This window comes from Photobacterium sp. Ph5, from assembly GCF_022129445.1.
Lineage (GTDB): Bacteria > Pseudomonadota > Gammaproteobacteria > Enterobacterales > Vibrionaceae > Photobacterium.
This window is the reverse complement of sequence record NZ_JADQAQ010000003.1, coordinates 1-21,584: the sequence shown is the minus strand read 5'-3', so window position 1 is coordinate 21,584 and position 21,584 is coordinate 1. Positions and strand designations below refer to the sequence as shown.

The window sequence follows — 21,584 nt, the reverse complement described above, 5'->3', positions numbered from 1 at the left end:
GTCTCTCTTCGATTAAACAGCAAAGACCCTATCTATGTCGAAATCGTCTGTCTCCGGTATGTTATGGCTATTTTCCAGTAAGCTATTTCCACCGATCATTAACTTCGCTGTCTTTACTTATACAGCCAGAATTTTAGCGCCAGAAGACTTTGGTTTAGTGGCATTAGCACTATCCATCATCTACATTATTTCAAGCTTTTTACCTTCAGGCTGGCAAAGCGCCATTGTTAAATACCAAGAGTTTGGCAAACGTGAATTCAGTACCATTTTAGCATTTCTTAGTCTATCGGGATTAGCCTTTGCACTGATCGCTTGCTTTGTTATTTCATTAAATCTATTTAGCTTTCAATCTCAGGTATTTAATCTCGCTTTCTATTTAATGGCGATAAAAATGCCCTTTGATGCCGCAGGTCACACCCTCACATTTATGTTAGTCCGTGAGCAAAAATACAAGGCTTTGGGCTATCGCACCATCTTAGGTGCGATGGTTTCTGCCGTGACTATCCTAACTTTGCTCTATTTTGATTTTAATATTTGGGCACTGGTGCTATCGCAAACCATTATTTCGATTTTCAACTTGCTCGCCGTCTATATTCCGACACGTAAAATGTTGGGCTGGTCATTCCGCTGGAGCTTAATTAAAGATACGTGGGAATTTGGCTTATATAACACCCTAATCACAACCGTTGAGAGCATTTCTACCCACTTTGAATCCTTTGTGATTGGTAGCAATATTGGTAAATACGATTTAGGCTTTTTCAATATTGCCAAACGCTTATCGAATATCATCAACGATATCTTAACTGGCACATCTTATGACATGTCATTGCCGTATTTATCCAACAGCCAAAACGATCAACAAAGTTTACAACGAGCGATCCGCCAAGCTTTATTCATTACAGGCGCGATCACCTCTCCACTGTTTGTATATGGCTTTATTTATTCCGAGACGATCTTTAATTTCTTATTCTCTGAAAAATGGATCACTTCAGCGGGTTATTTCCAATTTTTCTGTATCGCATTTTTGTTTATCTCATACAGCATGATCAACAAAACTGCGATCATCGTGACGAACCGATCTCGCTTATGGTTTAGAGTACAAATGATCATTGCGGCCATTTATCTGCCAACATTGTACTTTGCCTCAACCATTGATATTCATGCGGTACTGTGGAGCTTCTTAGGTGTTAATGCGCTGTATTTCTTCACCTCGACCTACTTGGTGACCAGTGAAATTAATACCTCGTTTTATCGCTATTTAAAAAGTTTATGGCCTATTTACGGCGCATTAAGTATCACCGTATTTGCTGCTGTGAATCTGCCTTTAATGCCGTTTACTAACGAGTTTTTCAATTTGTGCTTTAGCGCCATTCTCTTCCTCAGTTGTTATATCGTGTTATTACTGCTGTTTTCACAACACTTTTTATCAATTGATTTATCCAATAGAAAAATCACCTTTCGATAGTGATTTCTGCTTTTTAACTAAGACTTAAAGGTAATATTTTGAGCTGTTTAATTATCATTCCTTGTTTAAACGAAGCTGATCATATTGGTGATCTTTTAACGCATTTCTCTCCGTCATTAACGGACAACACGAAACTGGTTGTGGTTGATGGTGGCAGTCATGACGGCACGCAAGAAATCGTGGAGCGTTGGTCTGAAAAAGATGATCACATTGTATTACTTCACAACCCAGACAAGATCCAAAGTGCAGCTATGAACTTAGCGGTGGATCAATTTGGTGATGATTATGAGTACTTCATCCGTATTGATGCCCATGGTCAATACCCTGATGATTTCATTACCACTTTGCTGAGCGAAGCTGAAAAACACCAAGCGGATTCTGTTGTCGTCAGTATGTACACCGAGGGTCATACGCCTTTCCAAGTATCAGCGGCTATCGCGCAAAACTCTAAACTCGGTAATGGTGGCTCACCGCACCGAAATGCACAAAACGATGGTAAGTGGGTTGAGCATGGTCACCATGCTTTAATGAAAGTATCGGCATACCGCGCTGTAGGTGGCTATGATGAAACCTTTATCGCCAATGAAGATGCCGAATTAGATAAACGTTTAACGGATGCGGGTTATAAAATTTGGCTAACTGGTCAAACGGACATGACTTATTTCCCTCGTAAAACACCTGAATCGCTATTTAAGCAATACTATAACTATGGTAAAGGTCGTGCCGCTAATTGTATAAAGCACAACACGATCCCGAAACTGCGTCAGTTGATCCCATTATCAGTGGTACCTGTGTTGTTAATGGCGTTATTGCTTAGTGAATGGCACTTTATCTTCGCGCTTCCTGCACTACTATGGATTGCGGCATGTTTACTCGTTGGTGCTACAGGTAAATCTGATCAGTTCCCACTCAGTGCTAAGCTTTCAGGGATCCCAGCCATGATCATGCACTTTGGCTGGTCACTGGGTTTTTGTGCAGCCTTGATCTTCCCAGCCTTAAGAAGGAAGCCCGTTCATGATTGATCCTAATGTAATTACGATCGGTTTATGTACTTATCATCGCCAAGAAGTTACCGACACGCTCGATAGCTTAGCGAAGATCGCGATCCCTGATAGTAAGCAAATTCAGATCGTGGTCGCCGATAACTCGGTAGAGGCGAATTCAAAAGCCTTAATCGAAAGCTATGCTGCTCAATCACCATTAGCGATTCACTATCTCCATGCGCCAGCTTCTAATATCTCAATTGCGCGTAATGCTTGTTTGGAGTGGGCATTAGATCATAGTCAATATTTGATCTTCCTTGATGACGATGAATTTGTGGTGGAGAACTGGCTGAAAGCCCATTTAGATACCGCACAACGTGAACAAGCGGATGTAGTGATAGGCCCTGTACTTGGCATTTATCCAGAAAAAACACCTGAATGGGTGAAAGCGCTAGATTTACAATCGGTGAAAGAGCCAATCATCGCGCCAAGCGGCAGGATTGAAACAGCCAATTCCGGTAATACCTTAATCAACCTAGAGTTTATTCGACAGCACCCACTACGCTTTGATTTGGAATACGGTCGCTCTGGCGGTGAAGATTCGATTTTCTTTCGTCAGCTAACAATGCAAGGTGGCACCATTGCTTTTTCCGAGCAGGCTGAAGCCTCTGAGTATGTACCGCTAGCTCGAACCAAGTATGACTGGCTGTACCAACGTCGTTTTCGCTGCGGGCAAACCCACGGCAAGATGTTACTGCTAGATAATCCAAGTACCTTCAACCGCTTAAAGCAGATATTTCTTGCAGGCGCTAAAGCTGGATTTAGTTATGTCTATGCGTTGCGCTTTATAAACCAAGAAACCAGCCAAAAGTATTTTTGGAAATTGCGTGTTGCACTTCACCTCGGCGTGATAAGTGGTTTATTAGGCAAACAACACCTCACTCAATACGGCAACAATCACTGATCTTGTTCGTTTTTATTCGTGGCTAAATTATGAAAAGAGTTCTGCTCACAACCTTAACTACAGGCTCTCGTATGGCAACATTCTGCCAGTGTATTGAGAGCCTACAGCAACAAAAGATTAACGACACATTAAGTGTTGATATTTTGGTTGTTGAAAATAATAAAACTTACAATCAAGCGGTAGTTGAGGCGATTGCTCGATATCAGCACGCCCCTTTTACTATCCATCATCAATTGGAAACTACGGCAGGTATCCCTTTCGCACGTAATAACGGGTTACGCTTTGGTCAACAGCAAGGGTTTGATTATTTAGCCTTTGTTGATGATGACGCAATAGCAGATCCAAACTGGATCCTCACGCTATTCTCTACCCTGCAAGATCACAATGTACAAGTCACTACAGGGCCACAATTTCCGATTTATCCCGACCACACAGAAACCTTATATACCGCAGCTAATGTTTATCATGAACGTAAACTGGCTGATGGTGCAACGCTTTCTTGGGCTGCAACCAATAACGTCTTGCTTGATCTGAACTTCTTTACGCAAAACCAATTAGCATTTAATAACCAATTGGTTTTTGGTGGTGAAGATAAAGCACTGTTCCAACAAGTTGGCCGCCATGGTGGCAAGATATTATGGGTACAAAACGCGATAATCAGTGAGTTTATTAGTCCAGAGCGCCTTAGTTTGAAATGGGCTCTTAAACGCCGTTTTCGCATTGGCGCTACCGAGCTTCAGATTGAATCTTGTATTAATCCACCCGCGAAAAGCTATGCGCGCTGTATTTTCAAAGGCTCAGCGTATTTAGCAAAAGGCGCATTAATGTTATTGCCTGATGCCATACTAGCAAAGCGTAGCATCCTCAATTCATTAGGCGATCTCGCCCATGGCTGTGGCTTCTTTTACGGCTTATTTGCCAACGTTAAAAGCTACACTTGATCTGACTTATTACGAGATTCTATAGATGGCAAATCCAATTCAAGTTTCCATTGTCATGGCGGCATGGAACTCTGCACAATTTATTACTCAAGCCATTGATTCTGTTTTGCAGCAAACCGACGTTGAGCTTGAAGTGTTAGTGGTCGATGACGCATCAACTGACAATACCGTAGAAATTGTCAGCAAACATCCCGACCCTCGGGTCAAAGTGATCACTAGTGAACAAAATGGTGGGCCGGGTGCGGCTCGAAATATTGGTTTTCAAGCTGCACAAGGTGAATGGATTGCAGTGGTCGATTCTGATGACGCGATGAAACCAGAGCGCCTTTCCACCATGATAAAAATGGCATCAGATGATACCGACATCATTATTGATAACTTCTGTGAGCAATCCGCAGATGGTGCACAAACAGCACCGATTTATAACAGTGCCGAGTTACCTGTTGGTAAGTTTAGCCTAGCGCACCTCATTGCCACTAATCTGATGTTCAGTGACGTGCATTCAACAGGTTATGTGAAACCGCTGTTTCGCAATGCGTTTATCAAGCAGCATCAAGTGCAATATTGGCCAGAAGTGAAGATTGGCGAAGACTATTATTTCTTAGCTAACTGCTTAGCCTTTGGTGCAAAAGCGCAAGTTGTCGATTACTGCGGCTATATTTATACCATTCGTGAAGGGTCAATTTCCCGTGTCATTAATATCGAGCATATCGATACCTTGCTGAAATATGACACTCGATTAGTCAATAGCTTTAACTTTGATAGCGAAGCGACAAAAGCTCAGCAATACCGCACTCAAAATATGCATACGGCACGTAAATATTTGCAGATCGTTGCCAAACTAAAAAACAAAGATCTGTCTGCTTTTATCGACATGATTAAGTATCCACACTCAGCATTATTATTATCGCTACCATTGAAAAAGCGTCTCAACAGAGTACTTAATAAATAGGTTTTGTCATGAAAAAAACACTTATCGCGAGCATACTCATTTTATTTTCTGGCTATAGTTGTGCCGCACAATTTGCAACCTCATCTCATATCATCGATAAACAGAATAAACGTTTAATATGGGCCGATGAATTTAATACCGGTACACGTGCAAATCCTAAAGATTGGACTTATGAAACAAAATTTGTCCGAAACCAAGAAGATCAGTACTACACCACCAGCAGCAAAAATTCTCGTATCGAAAACGGTAACTTGGTAATTGAAGCGATCAAAGAAACGGTTCCTAATGCCGATTACAATCCCAACGGTACACAGTGGCACCAACAACGTAAAGATGCCTATTACACCTCAGCCAGTTTAACGACTGCGGGGAAACATTCTTGGATACATAAACGAGTTGAAGTACGAGCGAAATTACCACAAGGGCGTGGTACATGGCCTGCAATTTGGTTGCTAGGCGATAATATTTCAACTGTTGGTTGGCCTGCATGTGGTGAGATCGACATCATGGAATATGTTGGCTACAACCCTCATTTTGCCTATTCCACCACCCATAAATCTGATCGTAACCAAACCTTAGGCAACTCTATTCCCGGTGTTATTCAAGACAACAAGTTAGAAGATGGTTTCCACACTTACGCAACAGAGTGGGATAATAATGAAGTTCGCTTCTACTACGACGGTAAGCTCTATCATACCCAGCAACGTAACGGTGAAGATTGGCCATTTGATAAGCCAATGTACTTGATATTAAACCTCGCTATCGGTGGTGGCTGGGGAGGACAGCAAGGGATTGATGACTCTATTTTCCCACAGAAATTTTTAATCGATTATGTTCGTGTCTACGATCTGAAATAACAAGCTTTAAAGTCACAAATAATGAAGCCTTTCGCATTTCAAAAGAAAGGTGCTCTATTTACTGATATATGCATTAAGTCTCTAATAATATAGCAGTATAAAACGTGATAACTCTATATACATACTAGGATGTACCATGATAAAAAAATGTCTCTTTCCTGCCGCTGGTTACGGCACGCGCTTTTTACCCGCAACCAAATCAATGCCAAAAGAAATGATGCCTGTGGTCAACAAACCATTAATTGAATATGGCGTAGATGAAGCAATCCAAGCAGGCATGAACCGTATTTGTATTGTAACGGGTCGTGGTAAAAACACCTTGATGGATCACTTCGATAAGAACTATGAGTTAGAGCATCAAATCAGTGGTACTAACAAAGAAGAGCTGTTAGTTGATATTCGTGACATCATTGATTCAGCCTACTTCACTTACATTCGTCAGCGCGAAATGAAGGGCTTAGGTCATGCGATCCTAACAGGCCGTGAGCTTGTCGGTAACGAACCATTTGCAGTGGTACTTGCCGATGATCTTTGTGTAACCGATGAAGAGCAACAAGGTGTACTCGCACAAATGGCAGAGCTTTATAAGCAATTCCGCTGTTCTATTGTGGCGGTTGAAGAAGTGCCAGAAGAAGAGACCCACAAGTACGGTGTAATTTCAGGTCAAATGCTACGTGACGATCTATTCCGTGTTGATAACATGGTAGAAAAACCAGAGCCCGGTACGGCGCCAAGTAACCTAGCGATCATTGGTCGCTACATCCTGACTCCTGACATCTTTGACATTATTGAGCAAACAGAGCCTGGTAAAGGCGGGGAAATCCAAATTACTGATGCGCTAATGCAACAAGCACAAACAGGCTGCGTATTAGCGTATAAATTTAAAGGTAAACGTTTCGACTGTGGTAGCGTTGAAGGTTATATCGATGCAACTAACTATTGTTTTGAACATGTTTACAAAAAAGGTAAACATAAAGAGCTAGCCAAACAGCAAACTGGCAAGAAATAAACACACAATCCCGCTTAACCGCGGGATTTTTTTTATCCATTTTACTGTGTTTTTACTCAGTATTTTTTGCTCATTATGATCCGCTGTGAAATACTAACCGTTAAATAAAATAAAAAGAATCATCACTGATATGGATAACATCGAAGTCAGGGGTGCTCGCACCCATAACCTTAAAAATATTAATCTAACGATCCCCCGCGATAAGCTCATCGTTATCACTGGGTTATCAGGTTCGGGGAAATCCTCTCTGGCTTTTGATACCTTATATGCGGAAGGCCAACGTCGTTATGTTGAATCTCTTTCTGCCTACGCGCGTCAGTTTTTATCCTTAATGGAAAAGCCTGATGTCGATCATATTGAAGGGCTTTCGCCTGCTATTTCTATCGAGCAGAAATCGACCTCACACAACCCACGTTCAACCGTTGGTACTATTACCGAAATTTACGACTATCTACGTTTATTGTACGCGCGTGTCGGTGAGCCTCGCTGTCCAACCCATGACATCACTCTTGCGGCGCAAACTGTGAGTCAGATGGTCGATCAAGTCTTAGCCATGCCAGAAGGCAGTAAGCTAATGCTACTGGCACCTATCATTAAAGAGCGTAAAGGTGAACACGTTAAAACGCTGGCGAACTTAGCTGCTCAAGGTTATATCCGTGCCCGCATTGATGGTGAGGTTTGCGATCTTTCCGATCCACCAACATTGGAACTTCACAAAAAGCACACTATTGAAGTGGTCGTTGATCGCTTCAAAGTTCGTGACGATCTACAGATCCGCTTAGCCGAATCGTTTGAAACCGCTTTAGAGCTATCAGGCGGTAATGTAGTGATAGCACCGATGTCCGGTGAAGAAGGTAAAGAGCAGGTATTTTCTGCCAATTTTGCCTGTCCACACTGTGGTTATAGTATGCAAGAACTTGAACCACGCCTGTTCTCGTTTAACAACCCAGCCGGTGCGTGTGGTACTTGTGATGGGCTTGGTGTTCAGCAGTACTTCGATCCCGAACGGGTGATTCAAAATGGCGAATTAAGTTTATCTGGCGGCGCTATACGCGGCTGGGATAAACGTAATTTTTACTATTTCCAAATGCTTAAATCACTGTCTGAGCATTATAAATTTGATGTTGAAGCGCCCTTTGATTCGCTATCGAAAAAAGTCAAAGAAGTCATTTTAAACGGTTCTGGCAATACAGAAATCGAGTTTAAATACATCAACGATCGTGGTGACATTACCGTAAGACGCCATCCCTTTGAGGGGATCCTCAATAATATGGAACGTCGTTACCGTGAAACAGAATCAAACTCGGTACGTGAAGAGTTATCAAAGTTTGTTTCGACTAAACCATGTTCAAGCTGTCATGGTTCACGCTTACGCCAAGAAGCACGTCATGTGTTTATTGGTGAGACAAACTTGCCGCAAATCTGTGAAATGAGCATTAGCGGCGCACACCAATTCTTTGATGAATTAGCCTTAACAGGGCAACGCGCGCAAATTGCAGAAAAGATCTTAAAAGAGATCAACGAGCGTTTAAGTTTCTTAATCAATGTTGGCTTAAACTATCTTAGCCTGTCTCGCAGCGCAGATACTTTATCTGGTGGTGAAGCTCAGCGTATTCGTCTTGCTAGCCAAATTGGTGCGGGTCTTGTGGGCGTGATGTACGTCTTGGATGAGCCTTCCATTGGTCTCCACCAGCGTGATAACGAACGACTACTCAAAACCTTGATTCACCTTCGTGATTTAGGGAATACCGTGATTGTGGTAGAGCACGACGAAGATGCCATTCGTGCCGCAGATTACGTGATTGATATTGGTCCAGGCGCGGGTGTTCACGGTGGTAATATCATTGCGCAGGGTAACGTTAAAGATATCTTAAAATCAAAAGAATCGTTAACAGGACAATACCTCAGCGGTAAAAAAGCAATTGAAATCCCTGCAGAGCGCACGCCGTTTGATCCTGAAAAAACGGTTAAACTACTGGGTGCTACCGGTAACAACCTAAAAGATGTCAATGTTGAAATTCCAGTCGGTTTATTTACCTGTATTACCGGTGTTTCTGGCTCAGGAAAATCAACACTTATTAACGATACCTTCTTTGAAATTGCTCATCACAAATTAAATGGCGCAACGACGGGCACACCAGCGCCGTATCGTGAGATCCAAGATCTCGAACATTTCGATAAGGTTATCGACATTAACCAAAGCCCGATTGGTCGTACTCCGCGTTCAAACCCTGCCACTTACACCGGTATTTTCACCCCGATCCGTGAGCTATTTTCAGGCACTCAAGAAGCCCGTTCTCGTGGTTATAAACCAGGGCGTTTTAGCTTTAACGTTCGTGGTGGTCGCTGTGAAGCCTGCCAAGGTGATGGCGTTATTAAAGTTGAAATGCACTTCTTACCGGATGTTTATGTGCCTTGTGATGCTTGTAAAGGGAAACGTTATAACCGCGAAACCTTAGAGATCCGCTACAAGGGCAAAACCATTGATGAAGTATTAGAACTCACGGTTGAAGATGCACGAGAATTCTTTGATCCGGTTCCCGCTATTGCAAGAAAGTTACAAACCTTAATGGATGTTGGTTTATCGTATATCCGTTTAGGTCAAGCGGCGACAACCTTATCAGGCGGTGAAGCACAGCGTGTGAAACTAGCGAAAGAGTTATCGAAACGCGATACCGGAAAGACACTTTATATTCTGGATGAACCAACAACCGGATTACACTTCCACGATATTCAGCAGCTATTAACAGTACTGCATAAGTTACGTGATAAAGGTAATACCATTGTGGTGATTGAACATAATTTAGACGTAATAAAAACCGCAGATTGGATCATCGATCTTGGTCCTGAAGGCGGTAATGGTGGTGGTGAGATTATCGCAACAGGAACACCTGAAGATGTAGCTAAAGTGAAAGGCTCGCATACAGCAAGGTTCCTTAAACCACTACTAGGTTAGAATATGAAAACACGTTAATATATGATAACAGGCTGATTTTAATCAGCCTGTTTGCTTATTCATACTCAGGAACAACCATGACAGTGTTACAACTCGAAGGTACCAGATTAGAACTGAAACGGATTTCTAAACCATTGGTACGCTATTTCCTTGCAACAATAGGTGTTATTTTCATTGTTGCTATGCACTACTTCCAACATAATCCAGGCGGTTCAGGGCTTGAGCTCTCGTTTAACGCCGCAGTTTGGATCCCTTTTAGTTTTGCTATTTCTTTCGGCTTACTTGAAATTTGTCGCCAACAAATCTGGCGTTATTCACGTCTAACACTATTGCTACTCGCTTGCTGTGTATTGCTAACGTTCCCCATTTTTTATTCCAATGCTGATGCAGGAGCGGCGTTTAATCGCTTGTTTACCTTGTGGGCTGGATTTCTGTTTTTTGTCAGCTTGCAACAATTCGTTTTTACCCACCAGCAACGCCAACGTTTGTTATGGTTTATTTTAATTGGGGTACTCATTGAAGCCATATTTGCGTGGTATCAATACCTTTGGATCCCAGCAAAGAACCCTATCGGCTATGACACTATCGCTAACCGCCCTTATGGTATTTTTCAGCAACCGAATGTGATGGCAAGCTTTCTTGCAACAGGGTTAGTGATTAGTACGTATCTATTAGCACGTATCCCGTTATATCGAGGTAAATGGTCATGGCAGCATGTTATATTACTTATGACCCCTGTACTCACCATTCCAATGTTAGTGGTGTTGAACTCTCGTACCGGTTGGTTAGGTGCAGCCATTGGCGTAACACTCATGCTGCCGTATTTGCGTCGCTTTGCTGCGAAACAAGCCAAACGCTTATGGCTACTAATGATTGCATTAGCGCTTTGTTTAGCATGGAATATTTCATCTACTGAAAATTGGTCACCTAAAGCCAACAGCACTAGTTTAGAAAGCCTTAGAGCGATTCACTTCCCGCAAGCCTATGACATGTTTACCACTAAGCCTCTAACGGGTTATGGCTACGGTAAATTTGAAGCCGCTTATATTACTCAAACCGCGCTATGGCACAATGAAAATCCAGCTCAACATGCAGGGATCCCAAGTTTAGATCATCCACATAATGAGCTACTTCTCTGGGCTGACGAAGGCGGTATTGTGCCACTTATCGGCTTATTGCTTGCTGCATTTGCGGTAATGGTAAAAATAAGAAAAGCGCCTCATGGTACCCAGTTAGCGTTAATCGGCCTGTTCTTCCCTATCGTGTTGCACACACAATTAGAATATCCGTTCTACCACTCATTAGTGCATTGGCTGATCTTTATCATACTGATATTTTGGGTTGATAACCTCACCACCAAATACCATCGCCAATCATTAAGCTACGTACTAGGGCTAAAAGTTTTTGCACTTATTGTACCAATATTTATTTCTAGCTTTATGGTGACTACTCTATATTCAGGTTGGCAGTTAACTAAATTTGAAACCACTCGACCAGTCAATATTGAATACTTACTTAAGGTAAATAATCCATGGTCGTGGAAAAACCGTTTTGATTGGGACTTACAACTTACCCAACTGCAACTTGGTATTGGTAGCGATAAACCAGCACTGATCGAAGACTATATCCAATGGGCAACCGAAAAAGCCAAAACATGGCCTCGACCTGCGCTGTATCAAAACCTGATCCTTGCTTACGATGCTCTTGGCAATAAAGAGCAAGCATCACAAATCAGAGATGAAGCGCTGTTCTTATTCCCAGATTTAGATTTTGAGCAACAAGACAGTCAAGCAAAGGCAACGTCTGCTGCTAAATAACCATAAAAAATGGCTACCCAATCGGTAGCCATTTTTATTTACTCATCAATGAATTACTTCAATGTAGTTTCTAGCGCTTTTAAGCACAGAGCAACATTTTCACTTCTCGCACCATAACCCATCAGACCAATACGCCACGCTTTGTCAGCCAGCGCACCTAAACCAGCTCCGATTTCCAAGTTGTAACGTTGCAGTAACTCATTACGTAACTCGATATCATCAACGCCTTCTGGGATATAAACAGCATTGAGTTGTGGTAATCGTGATGCTTCTTCTACCACAAATTGGATACCAAGCTTTTCAAGCCCAGTTTTAAGTTCTTCATGGGCATTACGATGACGTTGCCATGCATTTTCTAGTCCTTCGTTTTGTAATAATACCAAGGCCTCATGCAACGCATACAAACTGTTTACAGGTGCAGTATGATGATAGCTACGCTTACCTTCACCACTCCAATAACCTAACACCAGACTTTGATCTAAAAACCAGCTTTGTACTTTGGTTTTACGTTGCTGAATTTTATCAATCGCCTTTTGGGAAAATGTTAGTGGTGATAACCCAGGCGTACAAGACAAACACTTTTGACTACCAGAATAGACCGCATCTAATTGCCACTCATCCACCAGCAAAGGAACGCCGCCAAGTGATGTCACCGCATCAACAATCGTTAAACAATCATATTTACGGGCAATTTCTGCCAGTGTTTTAGCATCACTCAATGCGCCAGTTGAAGTTTCGGCATGAACAAAAGCAACTATTTTAATATCAGGATCGTTTTGTAACGCTTGTTCCACTAAATCAGGATCAACCGCCGTTCCCCACTCGTTATCAACAACGATAGCAATACCACCACAACGCTCGACATTTTCACGCATCCGTTCTCCGAAAACGCCATTACGGCAAACTAACACTTTATCCCCAGCTTCAACGAGATTAACAAAACATGCCTCCATTCCAGCACTACCTGGAGCGGAAACAGCGATGGTAAAGGTATTTTGGGTTTGAAAAGCATATTGCAGTAATTGTTTTAATTCATCCATCATGCCTATAAATAATGGATCAAGGTGCCCAACCGTTGGACGACTGAGCGCTTGTAATACTTGCGGATAAATATCTGATGGTCCTGGTCCCATGAGGGTTCGATGGGGTGGAATAAAGCTGGTAATTGTCATTCTTTTGCTCCGTAAAGTCATTGTCCCTGTCGATATTTTTATGTGGAACGCGTTGCTATCTATTTAAGAGTATTAGAGCCCTTTCATTGGTGCAAGCGACCAACACCGATCCCATGACACACATTGATGAAATATCATATGTAAATAAATTGTCATATTCCATTTGACAACAGGGTGATAAATCTTATTCAATAAGATGATATTTTATTCAAGCACTTATTATTCAAATAATACGTCTTGAAACGGAAGAGGAGCGTTACCTAGGTATCATAATGACAGGACCCCATCCAATCGCCATTATGAGAGGGAGAGTAACGCCGAGGTATAACTGATTAGGGGATGAGTTATATCGGCTATGAAGGTTGAATCCTTCTAGCTGTCACCAAGGTCAATGATTGACATTGGTGGGGAGCTTCTGGGTGAGTGACTATTCACCTCTTATGCTCTCCTGACAGGATGTCGGGAATACTCCCGAAAAAATAGCCTACCTTGTGATGTGTTTACTATTTAGGGAGAAATTTAATTATGGACAACGCAACAACACATTCAGATTCACTAACTGTCGCGAAATTTGGCGGTACTAGTGTTGCTGATTACACAGCAATGAGCCGTAGTGCTGCAATTGTTACTGCGAACCCAGAAACTAAAATTGTGTTAATCAGTGCCTGCTCTGGTGTCACAAATATTCTGGTAGAACTTGCCAATGGCGTGAGCGATTCAACGACCCGTCAACAGCGCTTACAAACACTGACCCAAACCCACCAAGATGTTCTTGATCAACTTCAGCATCCAGAAAATGTTCAAGATGCTATTTACGGGCTACTTGATAACATCGCAACCCTTGCTGAACATGCGGCATCAGCAACCTCAGCACAATTGACTGATCAAATCGTTAGCCATGGCGAGCTGCTTTCAACTCATCTTTTTAATCAAATATTAGTCGAGCTAAACGCCCCAGCTGTACGCGTCGACATTCGTCCCATCATGCGTACTGATGATCAATTTGGTAAAGCGATCCCACAGCCAGAAACAATTAAGCAATTAGCGACTGAGCAATTATTACCACTATTAGACAATAATATCGTGGTGTCACAGGGCTTTATTGGATCAAACAGCCAGGGGGTTACGACAACACTTGGTCGTGGCGGGAGTGACTATAGTGCCGCTTTAATCGCAGAAGCCGTAAATGCTAGCACATTAGAAATTTGGACTGATGTACCGGGTCTATACACTACTGACCCACGTATTACATCGGCCGCCAAACCGATCAAAGAGATCAGTTTTAGTGAAGCTTCTGAAATGGCAAACTTTGGTGCCAAAATTTTACATCCATCAACTCTAGTTCCTGCTGTTCGTCAACAAATCCCAGTATTTGTAGGTTCATCAAAAGCGCCAGATCAAGGTGGTACTTGGATCCGACAATCCGTTGAAGAAGCGCCACTGTTTAGAGCACTCGCCTTACGTGCAAACCAAACCATGGTGACACTCACTAGCTTAAATATGTTCCATGCTTATGGCTTTTTAGCCGAAGTCTTTCGTATCTTGGCGGAACATAAAATCTCGGTTGATCTCATCACAACCTCAGAAGTCAGTGTTTCACTTACCTTAGATCAAACCGATACTGGTGGCGGTGCGCCAACTCTTCCTCTTCAAGTTGTTGAAGAATTAAGTCAATTATGTGTGGTTGACGTCGAGCAAGGGCTATCACTGGTTGCACTTATCGGTAACCAAATGAGTGACACTAAAGGCTCAGCAAAAGATATCTTTGGCGCGCTAGAAGATCATAACCTTCGTATGATTTGCTACGGTGCCAGCCCACATAATTTATGTTTCTTAATTAATGAAGATGAAGCTAAAGACGTGGTTCGCACACTGCACGCATCTTTATTAGAGTAAGCTAGAAATAAAGTTCAGATAAACAAAAAGGCGCATTGAGCGCCTTTTTTAACTATTGATTAATCATTAAAGATTTGGGCCTAACCATTTCTCAGCTTCGATCAAATCCCAACCTTTTCGATCGGCATAACTTTCTAACTGATCTTGCTGGATCTGAGCAACCGCAAAGTAACGAGAATCAGGATGTGAAAAATACCACCCCGATACTGCAGCACCAGGCCACATCGCGTAACTTTCCGTTAGTATCATGCCAGTATTTTTCTCAGCATTAAGTAACTGCCAAATAGCACCTTTCTCAGTATGCTCAGGACATGCGGCATAACCTGGTGCAGGACGAATACCTTGATATTTTTCTCGGATCAAATCGTCATTGTTCAGATTTTCATCGGCTGCATAGCCCCAAATATCTTTACGTACCATTTCATGCATACATTCAGCAAAGGCTTCCGCTAATCGATCGGCGACTGCCTGTACCATAATGGCATTGTAATCATCACCTTTCGCTTTAAATTGCTCGGCAATGTCATATTCACCAATACCACCTGTTACCGCAAAAGCACCAATCCAATCAGCCTTACCGCTCTCTTTCGGGGCAATATAATCCGATAAACAATAGTTAGGGCCTTTCGGTTTTTTAGTTTGCTGGCGTAAACCATGCAGTACAGTTAGAACATCAGTTCGGCTATCGTCTGTGTACACTTCAATATCATCACCGACATTATTAGCAGGGAATAAACCACACACACCATTAGCCTTAATCATGCCAGTTTTCTCGATCTCATCTAAGATTTCGTTGGCATCATTAAACAGTTTTGTCGCTTCTTCTCCGACAACTTCATGACGAAGAATCGTTGGGTATTTACCACTTAATGACCACGTCATGAAAAATGGCGTCCAATCGATATATTTGCGAATTTCGGCTACTGGAAAGTCGGTAAAGGTATGAACACCAGCTTTTTTCGGCACTGGCGGCGTGTAATTTGGCCAATCAATATCAACCGCATTGGCACGTGCCTCTTCTAATGTAATAGGTGCGGTGCGTGGTTTCTTACGCGCATGTTGTTCTCTAACGACATCATATTCTTGGCTTAATCGCTCAACAAAAGCAGGCTTTTTTTCATTAGAAAGTAATGCAGAGCAGACACCTACCGCGCGTGATGCATTGGATACATACACCACCGGCTGATTGTAGTTTTGCTCAATCTTAACCGCCGTGTGGGCTTTAGACGTTGTTGCGCCCCCGATAAGTAAAGGGATATCGAATCCTTGTCGTTCCATCTCTTTGGCAACATGAACCATTTCATCAAGCGATGGCGTGATCAAACCCGATAGGCCAATAATATCGACGTTTTCTTCTTTTGCGACTTTTAGAATTTTATCGCATGACACCATCACCCCAAGATCGATGATCTCGTAGTTATTACATTGCAGTACAACACCAACGATATTCTTACCAATGTCGTGAACATCGCCTTTTACGGTTGCTAGAAGAATTTTACCGTTGGTTTGTCCAGCCTGCTTTTCAGCATCAATATACGGCTCTAAATAGGCAACCGCTTGTTTCATGACTCGAGCCGATTTGACTACTTGCGGTAAGAACATCTTACCTTCACCAAATAGATCACCAACGACATTCATCCCAGCCATTAATGGACCTTCGATCACTTCTAGCGGTTTGCTGGCGTTTTGTCGCGATTCTTCGGTATCTTCAACAATAAATTCAGTTATACCTTTAACTAGGGCATGCTCTAAACGTTTTTCAACAGGCCAACCTCGCCATTCGGCAGCACTGCGATCTTCTTCCACATTACCGCTATCTCGGTATTTAGCCGCAATATCCAATAAACGTTCTGTACTATCATCACGGCGGTTAAGCACAACATCTTCAACCGCATCACGTAATTCATCAGGCAGATCATCATAAATTGCAAGCTGGCCTGCGTTAACAATCCCCATGTCCATACCGTTTTTAAAACAGTAATACAGGAAGACTGCATGGATAGCTTCACGAACTGCGTTGTTACCACGGAAAGAGAAAGAAACATTCGACACCCCGCCAGATACCATAGCATACGGCAGTGTTCGTTTGATATCTCCTACCGCTTCAATAAAATCAACGGCGTAATTGTTGTGCTCTTCAATACCTGTCGCAACAGCAAAAATATTAGGGTCAAAGATAATGTCTTCAGGTGGAAAGCCGACTTCATCAACCAACACACGATAAGCATTAGTACAAATTTCAATTTTACGTTCGCGAGTATCAGCTTGACCAACTTCATCAAATGCCATCACGATAATCGCGGCGCCATAACGACGAAGTAATTTTGCCTGAGTGATAAAGTTTTCTTTACCTTCCTTCATCGAGATAGAGTTTACAACTGGCTTACCTTGAACACATTTAAGCCCAGCTTCTAACACATCCCATTTAGAAGAATCGACCATGATAGGCACTTTGGCAATTTCAGGCTCGGTAGCACAAAGGTTTAAAAAGCGTACCATTGCAGCTTTTGCATCAAGCATTCCCTCATCCATATTAATATCGATGATTTGAGCCCCTGCCTCAACTTGCTGACGAGCGACTTCTAACGCTTCATCATAAAGCTCTTCTTTTATTAGGCGCTTAAATCGAGCAGACCCCGTCACATTGGTACGTTCACCAACGTTAATAAATAAGGTATCAGCATCAATAGTTAATGGCTCTAATCCTGATAGGCGACAAGCAATAGGAATATCAGGTAGTTGGCGAGGTTTTATATTTTTAGTCGCTTCATACATGTGGCGAATATGCTCTGGCGTAGTACCACAACAGCCCCCCACCATATTAAGAAAACCACGTTGTGCCCATTCTCGGATATGTTCCGCCATCTCTTCAACTTCAAGATCATACTCACCAAAGGCATTAGGTAAACCTGCATTGGGGTGAGCTGAAACAGCACATTCTGAAATACGCGATAACTCTTCAACATACTGACGTAATTCATCAGGTCCAAGCGCACAGTTCAAACCAAAGGAAATAGGTTTAACATGACGTAATGAGTTATAAAACGCCTCTGTTGTTTGTCCTGAAAGAGTGCGTCCCGAGGCATCGGTGATGGTACCTGAAATCATCACTGGCAGTTCAAAACCCAGCTCTTCAAAAACCCCTGAAACGGCAAAAGCACAAGCTTTGGCATTCAAGGTATCAAAGATAGTTTCAAGCAAGATGATATCCGCACCACCTCGAATTAAGGCATGAGTTGATTCGGAATACGCTTCAACTAATTCATCAAAGGTAACATTACGATAGCCAGGATCGTTAACATCGGGAGAGATAGAGCAAGTACGGTTTGTCGGTCCTAAAACACCAGCAACAAAACGTGGTTTATCTGGTGTTTTAGCCGTCCACTCGTCAGCTGCAAGACGAGCCAGACGCGCTGCTTCATAGTTAATTTCCGCACTCAACGATTCCATGTCGTAATCCGCCATAGCGATCGTTGTTGCATTAAATGTGTTAGTTTCTAAAATATCCGCCCCGGCTTCTAAATACGCGAGGTGAATATCTTTAATAAGCTGGGGTTGGGTTAATACTAAAAGATCGTTATTCCCTTTTAGATCAGAATGCCAATCAGCAAATCGTTGACCTCGATAATCATCTTCTTCCAATTTATAACCTTGGATCATGGTGCCCATGCCACCATCAATGATCAGGATTTGCTCTTCCAACCGCTTATGCAGTAATTCCTTGCTGTTTAACACGTCACTACATCCTTATAATCCATTACAGCTTTGTAACATCCTACCACACTTCAATAGGGGATAAAGGAAGCTAAATATAATTTACACAACAAAAGCTTTTCAAAATAAAACAAATTATCAGTAGCCATTAACAACTGATGGTTTTACTATTTCGTCACAAATATCCTAACAACTCAACCAATCTAGAGGTTACGCATGTCGGTCTATAGCACACTCTGCTTTCTGGCTGCAGCAGCAATGCTTATTGCTTTTGTAAACAGTAAAATAGGTAAGATGCAAACAACCATTGCAATCACTGCCGGATCATTAATCCTGTCACTATTGATCATCATTGCGGGACACAACGGTTGGTTTCATCTTGAAGATGTTGCCGCAACCCAAATCAGTAAAATTAACTTTGAAGATTTCCTATTAAAAGGCATTTTAGGATTCTTATTATTTGCTGGCGGTTTAGGTATCAAGTTACCCCATCTTGAAGATCAAAAATGGGAAATTACCGTATTAGCACTAGGTGCCACTTTATTCTCAACCTTTTTTATTGGCTTCAGTTTATGGGGTATTTGCCAGTTAATCGGAATTCAGCTCGACCTGATTTACTGTTTACTCTTTGGTGCATTGATTTCCCCTACCGATCCTATTGCTGTATTGGCCATCGTTAAGAAAATGAACGCGCCTCGCCGTATTTCTACCCAAATCGAAGGCGAGTCTTTATTTAATGATGGCTTTGGCCTAGTTATCTTCGTAACCATGTTTACCATTGCTTTTGGTGATACCGCACCAACAGTTATGGGCGTAACCCAGCTATTCTTACAGGAAGCGATTGGTGGTATTGCTTACGGCTTTGTTCTTGGTTTGATTTTCCACTACCTTATTAGCTCAACCAATGATCACTCAATGGAGTTACTACTTACCATTGGTATCCCTACTGCTGGCTATGCTTTTGCAGAAGTCCTTCATGTCTCAGGCCCACTTGCTATGGTGGTATCAGGAATAATGATTGGTAACTGGACTCGATATATAGGTTTCTCAAAAGAGAGTGAAGAACACTTAGATCATTTCTGGGAGTTGGTCGATGAATTCTTAAATGGCGTCCTATTCTTATTAATTGGTATGACCATGCTTGAATTTAGTTTCCATCAAGAAGACTGGATCTTAATGGTTCTCGCAATACCACTAGTACTATTAAGTCGCTATATCAGTGTGAAGCTGCCATATGTAGGCTTTAACCGTTACCGCCAATACAATCCGATGTCAGTCAAGATCCTTACTTGGGGTGGCTTACGTGGTGGTCTAGCATTAGCAATGGCAATGGCTATTCCTGCTGGCGTAATGGTAATTCCAGAGAAAGGTATCGATGTACGAGAAATCATCCTTGTGATGACATATTCAGTAGTTGTCTTCTCAATCCTAATCCAAGGCTCAACCATTACCCCATTAATTGAAAAAGCCAAGCTTTGGGAATTAAAAAATAAATAAGTAATTATTCCAGCAACAAAAAAGCCTGCACTTCAATGCAGGCTTTTTTATTATTCGTCTTTGGTAAAACTCGCTTCGGAGAAGTGCTCTAAATCGTAAGGCGTTTGCTGGTATACACAATAGTTTAGCCAATTACTAAATAGTAAATGTCCATGACTACGCCAACTCGCAATAGGTGAATTCGAAGGATCATTGTCAGGATAATAATTCACAGGTACTGCTGGTTCCATCCCTTGCTCACTATCACGTACAAACTCATTATGTAATGTATCTACATCATATTCTGGATGCCCCGTTACGAATACATTACGTTTATCTTTTGTCGCTGCTAAATACACTCCAGCCTGCTCTGAAGTCGCTAATATATCAAGATCTGTATGCTTGGTTAAATAATCAGGAGAGAAGTCAGCATAACGAGAATGGGGAGCAAAAAAAGTATCATCAAACCCCCGCAGTACCGGATGATGACAATCATGAATGCGGTGTTGATAAACCCCTGATAGCTTTTCTTTTCGCGTACGCTTAGGCAAGTCATAGAGAAGTTTGAGTCCAGCTTGTGCAGCCCAACAAACAAACATCGTTGATGTTACATGCTCTTTCGCCCAATTCATGATGATTTGAATTTCCTCCCAATACAATACATCTTCAAATTGAACTAAACCTAACGGCGCTCCCGTTACAATCAATCCATCAAAATTACGTTGTTTCACCATTTCAAACTGACGATAAAAAGTATCTAAGTGTTCTTGAGGAGTATTTTTTGTTGGACGATTATCAATTCGTAATAGCTCTACATCTACTTGAATTGGGCTATTTGATAATAAGCGTAAGAACTGTGTCTCTGTCTCAATTTTTTTCGGCATTAAATTTAATAATAATACCTTCAACGGACGGATTCCCTGGCTTGCAGCACGCTTCTCTGTCATCACAAAGATATTTTCACTGCGCAGAATATCAGTAGCGGGTAAGCGATCAGGTATTTTTATTGGCATCTTTGTTGACTCCTTTCGACACAAGATGTTTAGCCGTCTAAACTTCCATCAACGTTATAGAAAAAGGAAGACAGACGCAAGTTTAGTGCAAAATAATAATATAATAGATAAATAAGAGAGATAAAGAGATGTGGGAAATATAAAGGCTTATAAACGAGAAAACCCAGCCAAAGGCTGGGTTTTAAAATAAGATTTAGCGATGTCCTACTCTCACATGGGGAGACCCCACACTACCATCGGCGCTACAACGTTTCACTTCTGAGTTCGGCATGGGATCAGGTGGGACCGCTGTGCTATGGTCGCTAAACAAATTAATGGTGCTAGTACCCAGATTTGAACTGGGGACCTCACCCTTACCAAGGGTGCGCT

Annotated in this window: 14 protein-coding genes, 1 rRNA gene and 1 riboswitch; of the genes, 11 read left to right on the top strand and 4 right to left on the bottom strand. The window is 42.1% G+C overall.

Going from position 1 to position 21,584, the window contains the following annotated elements; all coding sequences use genetic code 11:
- Nucleotides 1-34: 34 nt before the first annotated feature.
- The 9 genes from I3259_RS01775 (at nt 35) to I3259_RS01735 (ending at nt 11,944) form a co-directional block, all read left to right on the top strand.
- Nucleotides 35-1,465, top strand: a complete 1,431-nt coding sequence (locus tag I3259_RS01775) for an oligosaccharide flippase family protein (protein ID WP_238028053.1) — start codon at nt 35-37, stop codon at nt 1,463-1,465.
- A 38-nt stretch (nt 1,466-1,503) separates the two neighbouring features.
- Nucleotides 1,504-2,487 carry a glycosyltransferase family 2 protein gene (locus tag I3259_RS01770; RefSeq protein WP_238028052.1) on the top strand — a complete coding sequence of 328 codons (984 nt, stop codon included), beginning with the start codon at nt 1,504-1,506 and terminating at the stop codon, nt 2,485-2,487.
- Nucleotides 2,480-3,412 carry a glycosyltransferase family 2 protein gene (locus I3259_RS01765; RefSeq protein WP_238028051.1) on the top strand — a complete coding sequence of 311 codons (933 nt, stop codon included), beginning with the start codon at nt 2,480-2,482 and terminating at the stop codon, nt 3,410-3,412. The genes I3259_RS01770 and I3259_RS01765 overlap by 8 nt, the downstream gene beginning before the upstream one ends.
- Nucleotides 3,413-3,441: 29 nt before the next feature.
- Nucleotides 3,442-4,353, top strand: a complete 912-nt coding sequence (locus I3259_RS01760) for a glycosyltransferase (protein ID WP_238028050.1) — start codon at nt 3,442-3,444, stop codon at nt 4,351-4,353.
- 25 nt (nt 4,354-4,378) lie between these two features.
- Nucleotides 4,379-5,305 (top strand): glycosyltransferase family 2 protein, encoded by a 927-nt coding sequence (locus I3259_RS01755; RefSeq protein ID WP_238028049.1) that lies wholly within the window; start codon nt 4,379-4,381, stop codon nt 5,303-5,305.
- Between the two features lie 8 nt (nt 5,306-5,313).
- Nucleotides 5,314-6,162, top strand: coding sequence for a glycoside hydrolase family 16 protein (locus I3259_RS01750; RefSeq protein ID WP_238028048.1), 849 nt, complete (start codon nt 5,314-5,316; stop codon nt 6,160-6,162).
- A 136-nt stretch (nt 6,163-6,298) separates the two neighbouring features.
- Entirely contained in the window at nt 6,299-7,171 is an 873-nt protein-coding gene (gene galU / locus I3259_RS01745) for a UTP--glucose-1-phosphate uridylyltransferase GalU (RefSeq protein ID WP_238028047.1), read from the top strand.
- Nucleotides 7,172-7,301: 130 nt separating this feature from the next.
- Nucleotides 7,302-10,127 (top strand): excinuclease ABC subunit UvrA, encoded by a 2,826-nt coding sequence (uvrA, locus tag I3259_RS01740; RefSeq protein WP_238028046.1) that lies wholly within the window; start codon nt 7,302-7,304, stop codon nt 10,125-10,127.
- A gap of 77 nt (nt 10,128-10,204) precedes the next feature.
- Nucleotides 10,205-11,944, top strand: a complete 1,740-nt coding sequence (locus I3259_RS01735) for a Wzy polymerase domain-containing protein (protein WP_238028045.1) — start codon at nt 10,205-10,207, stop codon at nt 11,942-11,944.
- A gap of 53 nt (nt 11,945-11,997) precedes the next feature.
- Here the strand turns inward: I3259_RS01735 and I3259_RS01730 are convergent, their stop codons facing one another.
- On the bottom strand, nt 11,998-13,116 hold the full coding sequence (locus I3259_RS01730; protein WP_238028044.1) for an alanine--glyoxylate aminotransferase family protein: 1,119 nt from the start codon (nt 13,114-13,116) through the stop codon (nt 11,998-12,000).
- 238 nt (nt 13,117-13,354) lie between these two features.
- Nucleotides 13,355-13,539: riboswitch (Lysine riboswitch) on the top strand.
- Nucleotides 13,540-13,641: 102 nt separating this feature from the next.
- Between I3259_RS01730 and lysC the strand changes: the two genes are divergently transcribed.
- The gene (gene lysC, locus I3259_RS01725; RefSeq protein WP_238028043.1) at nt 13,642-15,012 is read left to right on the top strand and encodes a lysine-sensitive aspartokinase 3; all 1,371 of its coding nucleotides are present in this window, start codon (nt 13,642-13,644) and stop codon (nt 15,010-15,012) included.
- 66 nt (nt 15,013-15,078) lie between these two features.
- On the opposite strand, the gene metH is transcribed toward lysC, so the two are convergent.
- Nucleotides 15,079-18,747: a methionine synthase gene (metH, locus tag I3259_RS01720; protein WP_238028042.1), complete on the bottom strand. Its 3,669-nt coding sequence runs from the start codon at nt 18,745-18,747 to the stop codon at nt 15,079-15,081.
- 195 nt (nt 18,748-18,942) lie between these two features.
- On the opposite strand from metH, the gene I3259_RS01715 reads away from it, so the two are divergent.
- Entirely contained in the window at nt 18,943-20,223 is a 1,281-nt protein-coding gene (locus I3259_RS01715) for a sodium:proton antiporter (RefSeq protein WP_238028041.1), read from the top strand.
- 50 nt (nt 20,224-20,273) lie between these two features.
- On the opposite strand, the gene metA is transcribed toward I3259_RS01715, so the two are convergent.
- Both metA and rrf read right to left on the bottom strand, forming a co-directional pair.
- A complete protein-coding gene (metA, locus tag I3259_RS01710; protein WP_238028040.1) occupies nt 20,274-21,215 on the bottom strand; it encodes a homoserine O-succinyltransferase in 942 nt (313 codons plus the stop codon).
- Between the two features lie 191 nt (nt 21,216-21,406).
- Nucleotides 21,407-21,522, bottom strand: a 5S ribosomal RNA gene (gene rrf, locus I3259_RS01705).
- Nucleotides 21,523-21,584 lie beyond the last annotated feature (62 nt).

Excerpts from the sequence above, each read along its gene's own strand:
- I3259_RS01775 (WP_238028053.1), top strand. The coding sequence starts at position 35 with ATGTCGAAATCGTCTGTCTCCGGTATGTTATGGCTATTTTCCAGTAAG.
- I3259_RS01765 (WP_238028051.1), top strand. The coding sequence starts at position 2,480 with ATGATTGATCCTAATGTAATTACGATCGGTTTATGTACTTATCATCGC.
- I3259_RS01760 (WP_238028050.1), top strand. The coding sequence starts at position 3,442 with ATGAAAAGAGTTCTGCTCACAACCTTAACTACAGGCTCTCGTATGGCA.
- I3259_RS01755 (WP_238028049.1), top strand. The coding sequence starts at position 4,379 with ATGGCAAATCCAATTCAAGTTTCCATTGTCATGGCGGCATGGAACTCT.
- I3259_RS01750 (WP_238028048.1), top strand. The coding sequence starts at position 5,314 with ATGAAAAAAACACTTATCGCGAGCATACTCATTTTATTTTCTGGCTAT.
- galU (WP_238028047.1), top strand. The coding sequence starts at position 6,299 with ATGATAAAAAAATGTCTCTTTCCTGCCGCTGGTTACGGCACGCGCTTT.
- uvrA (WP_238028046.1), top strand. The coding sequence starts at position 7,302 with ATGGATAACATCGAAGTCAGGGGTGCTCGCACCCATAACCTTAAAAAT.
- I3259_RS01735 (WP_238028045.1), top strand. The coding sequence starts at position 10,205 with ATGACAGTGTTACAACTCGAAGGTACCAGATTAGAACTGAAACGGATT.
- I3259_RS01730 (WP_238028044.1), bottom strand. The coding sequence starts at position 13,116 with ATGACAATTACCAGCTTTATTCCACCCCATCGAACCCTCATGGGACCA.
- lysC (WP_238028043.1), top strand. The coding sequence starts at position 13,642 with ATGGACAACGCAACAACACATTCAGATTCACTAACTGTCGCGAAATTT.
- I3259_RS01715 (WP_238028041.1), top strand. The coding sequence starts at position 18,943 with ATGTCGGTCTATAGCACACTCTGCTTTCTGGCTGCAGCAGCAATGCTT.
- metA (WP_238028040.1), bottom strand. The coding sequence starts at position 21,215 with ATGCCAATAAAAATACCTGATCGCTTACCCGCTACTGATATTCTGCGC.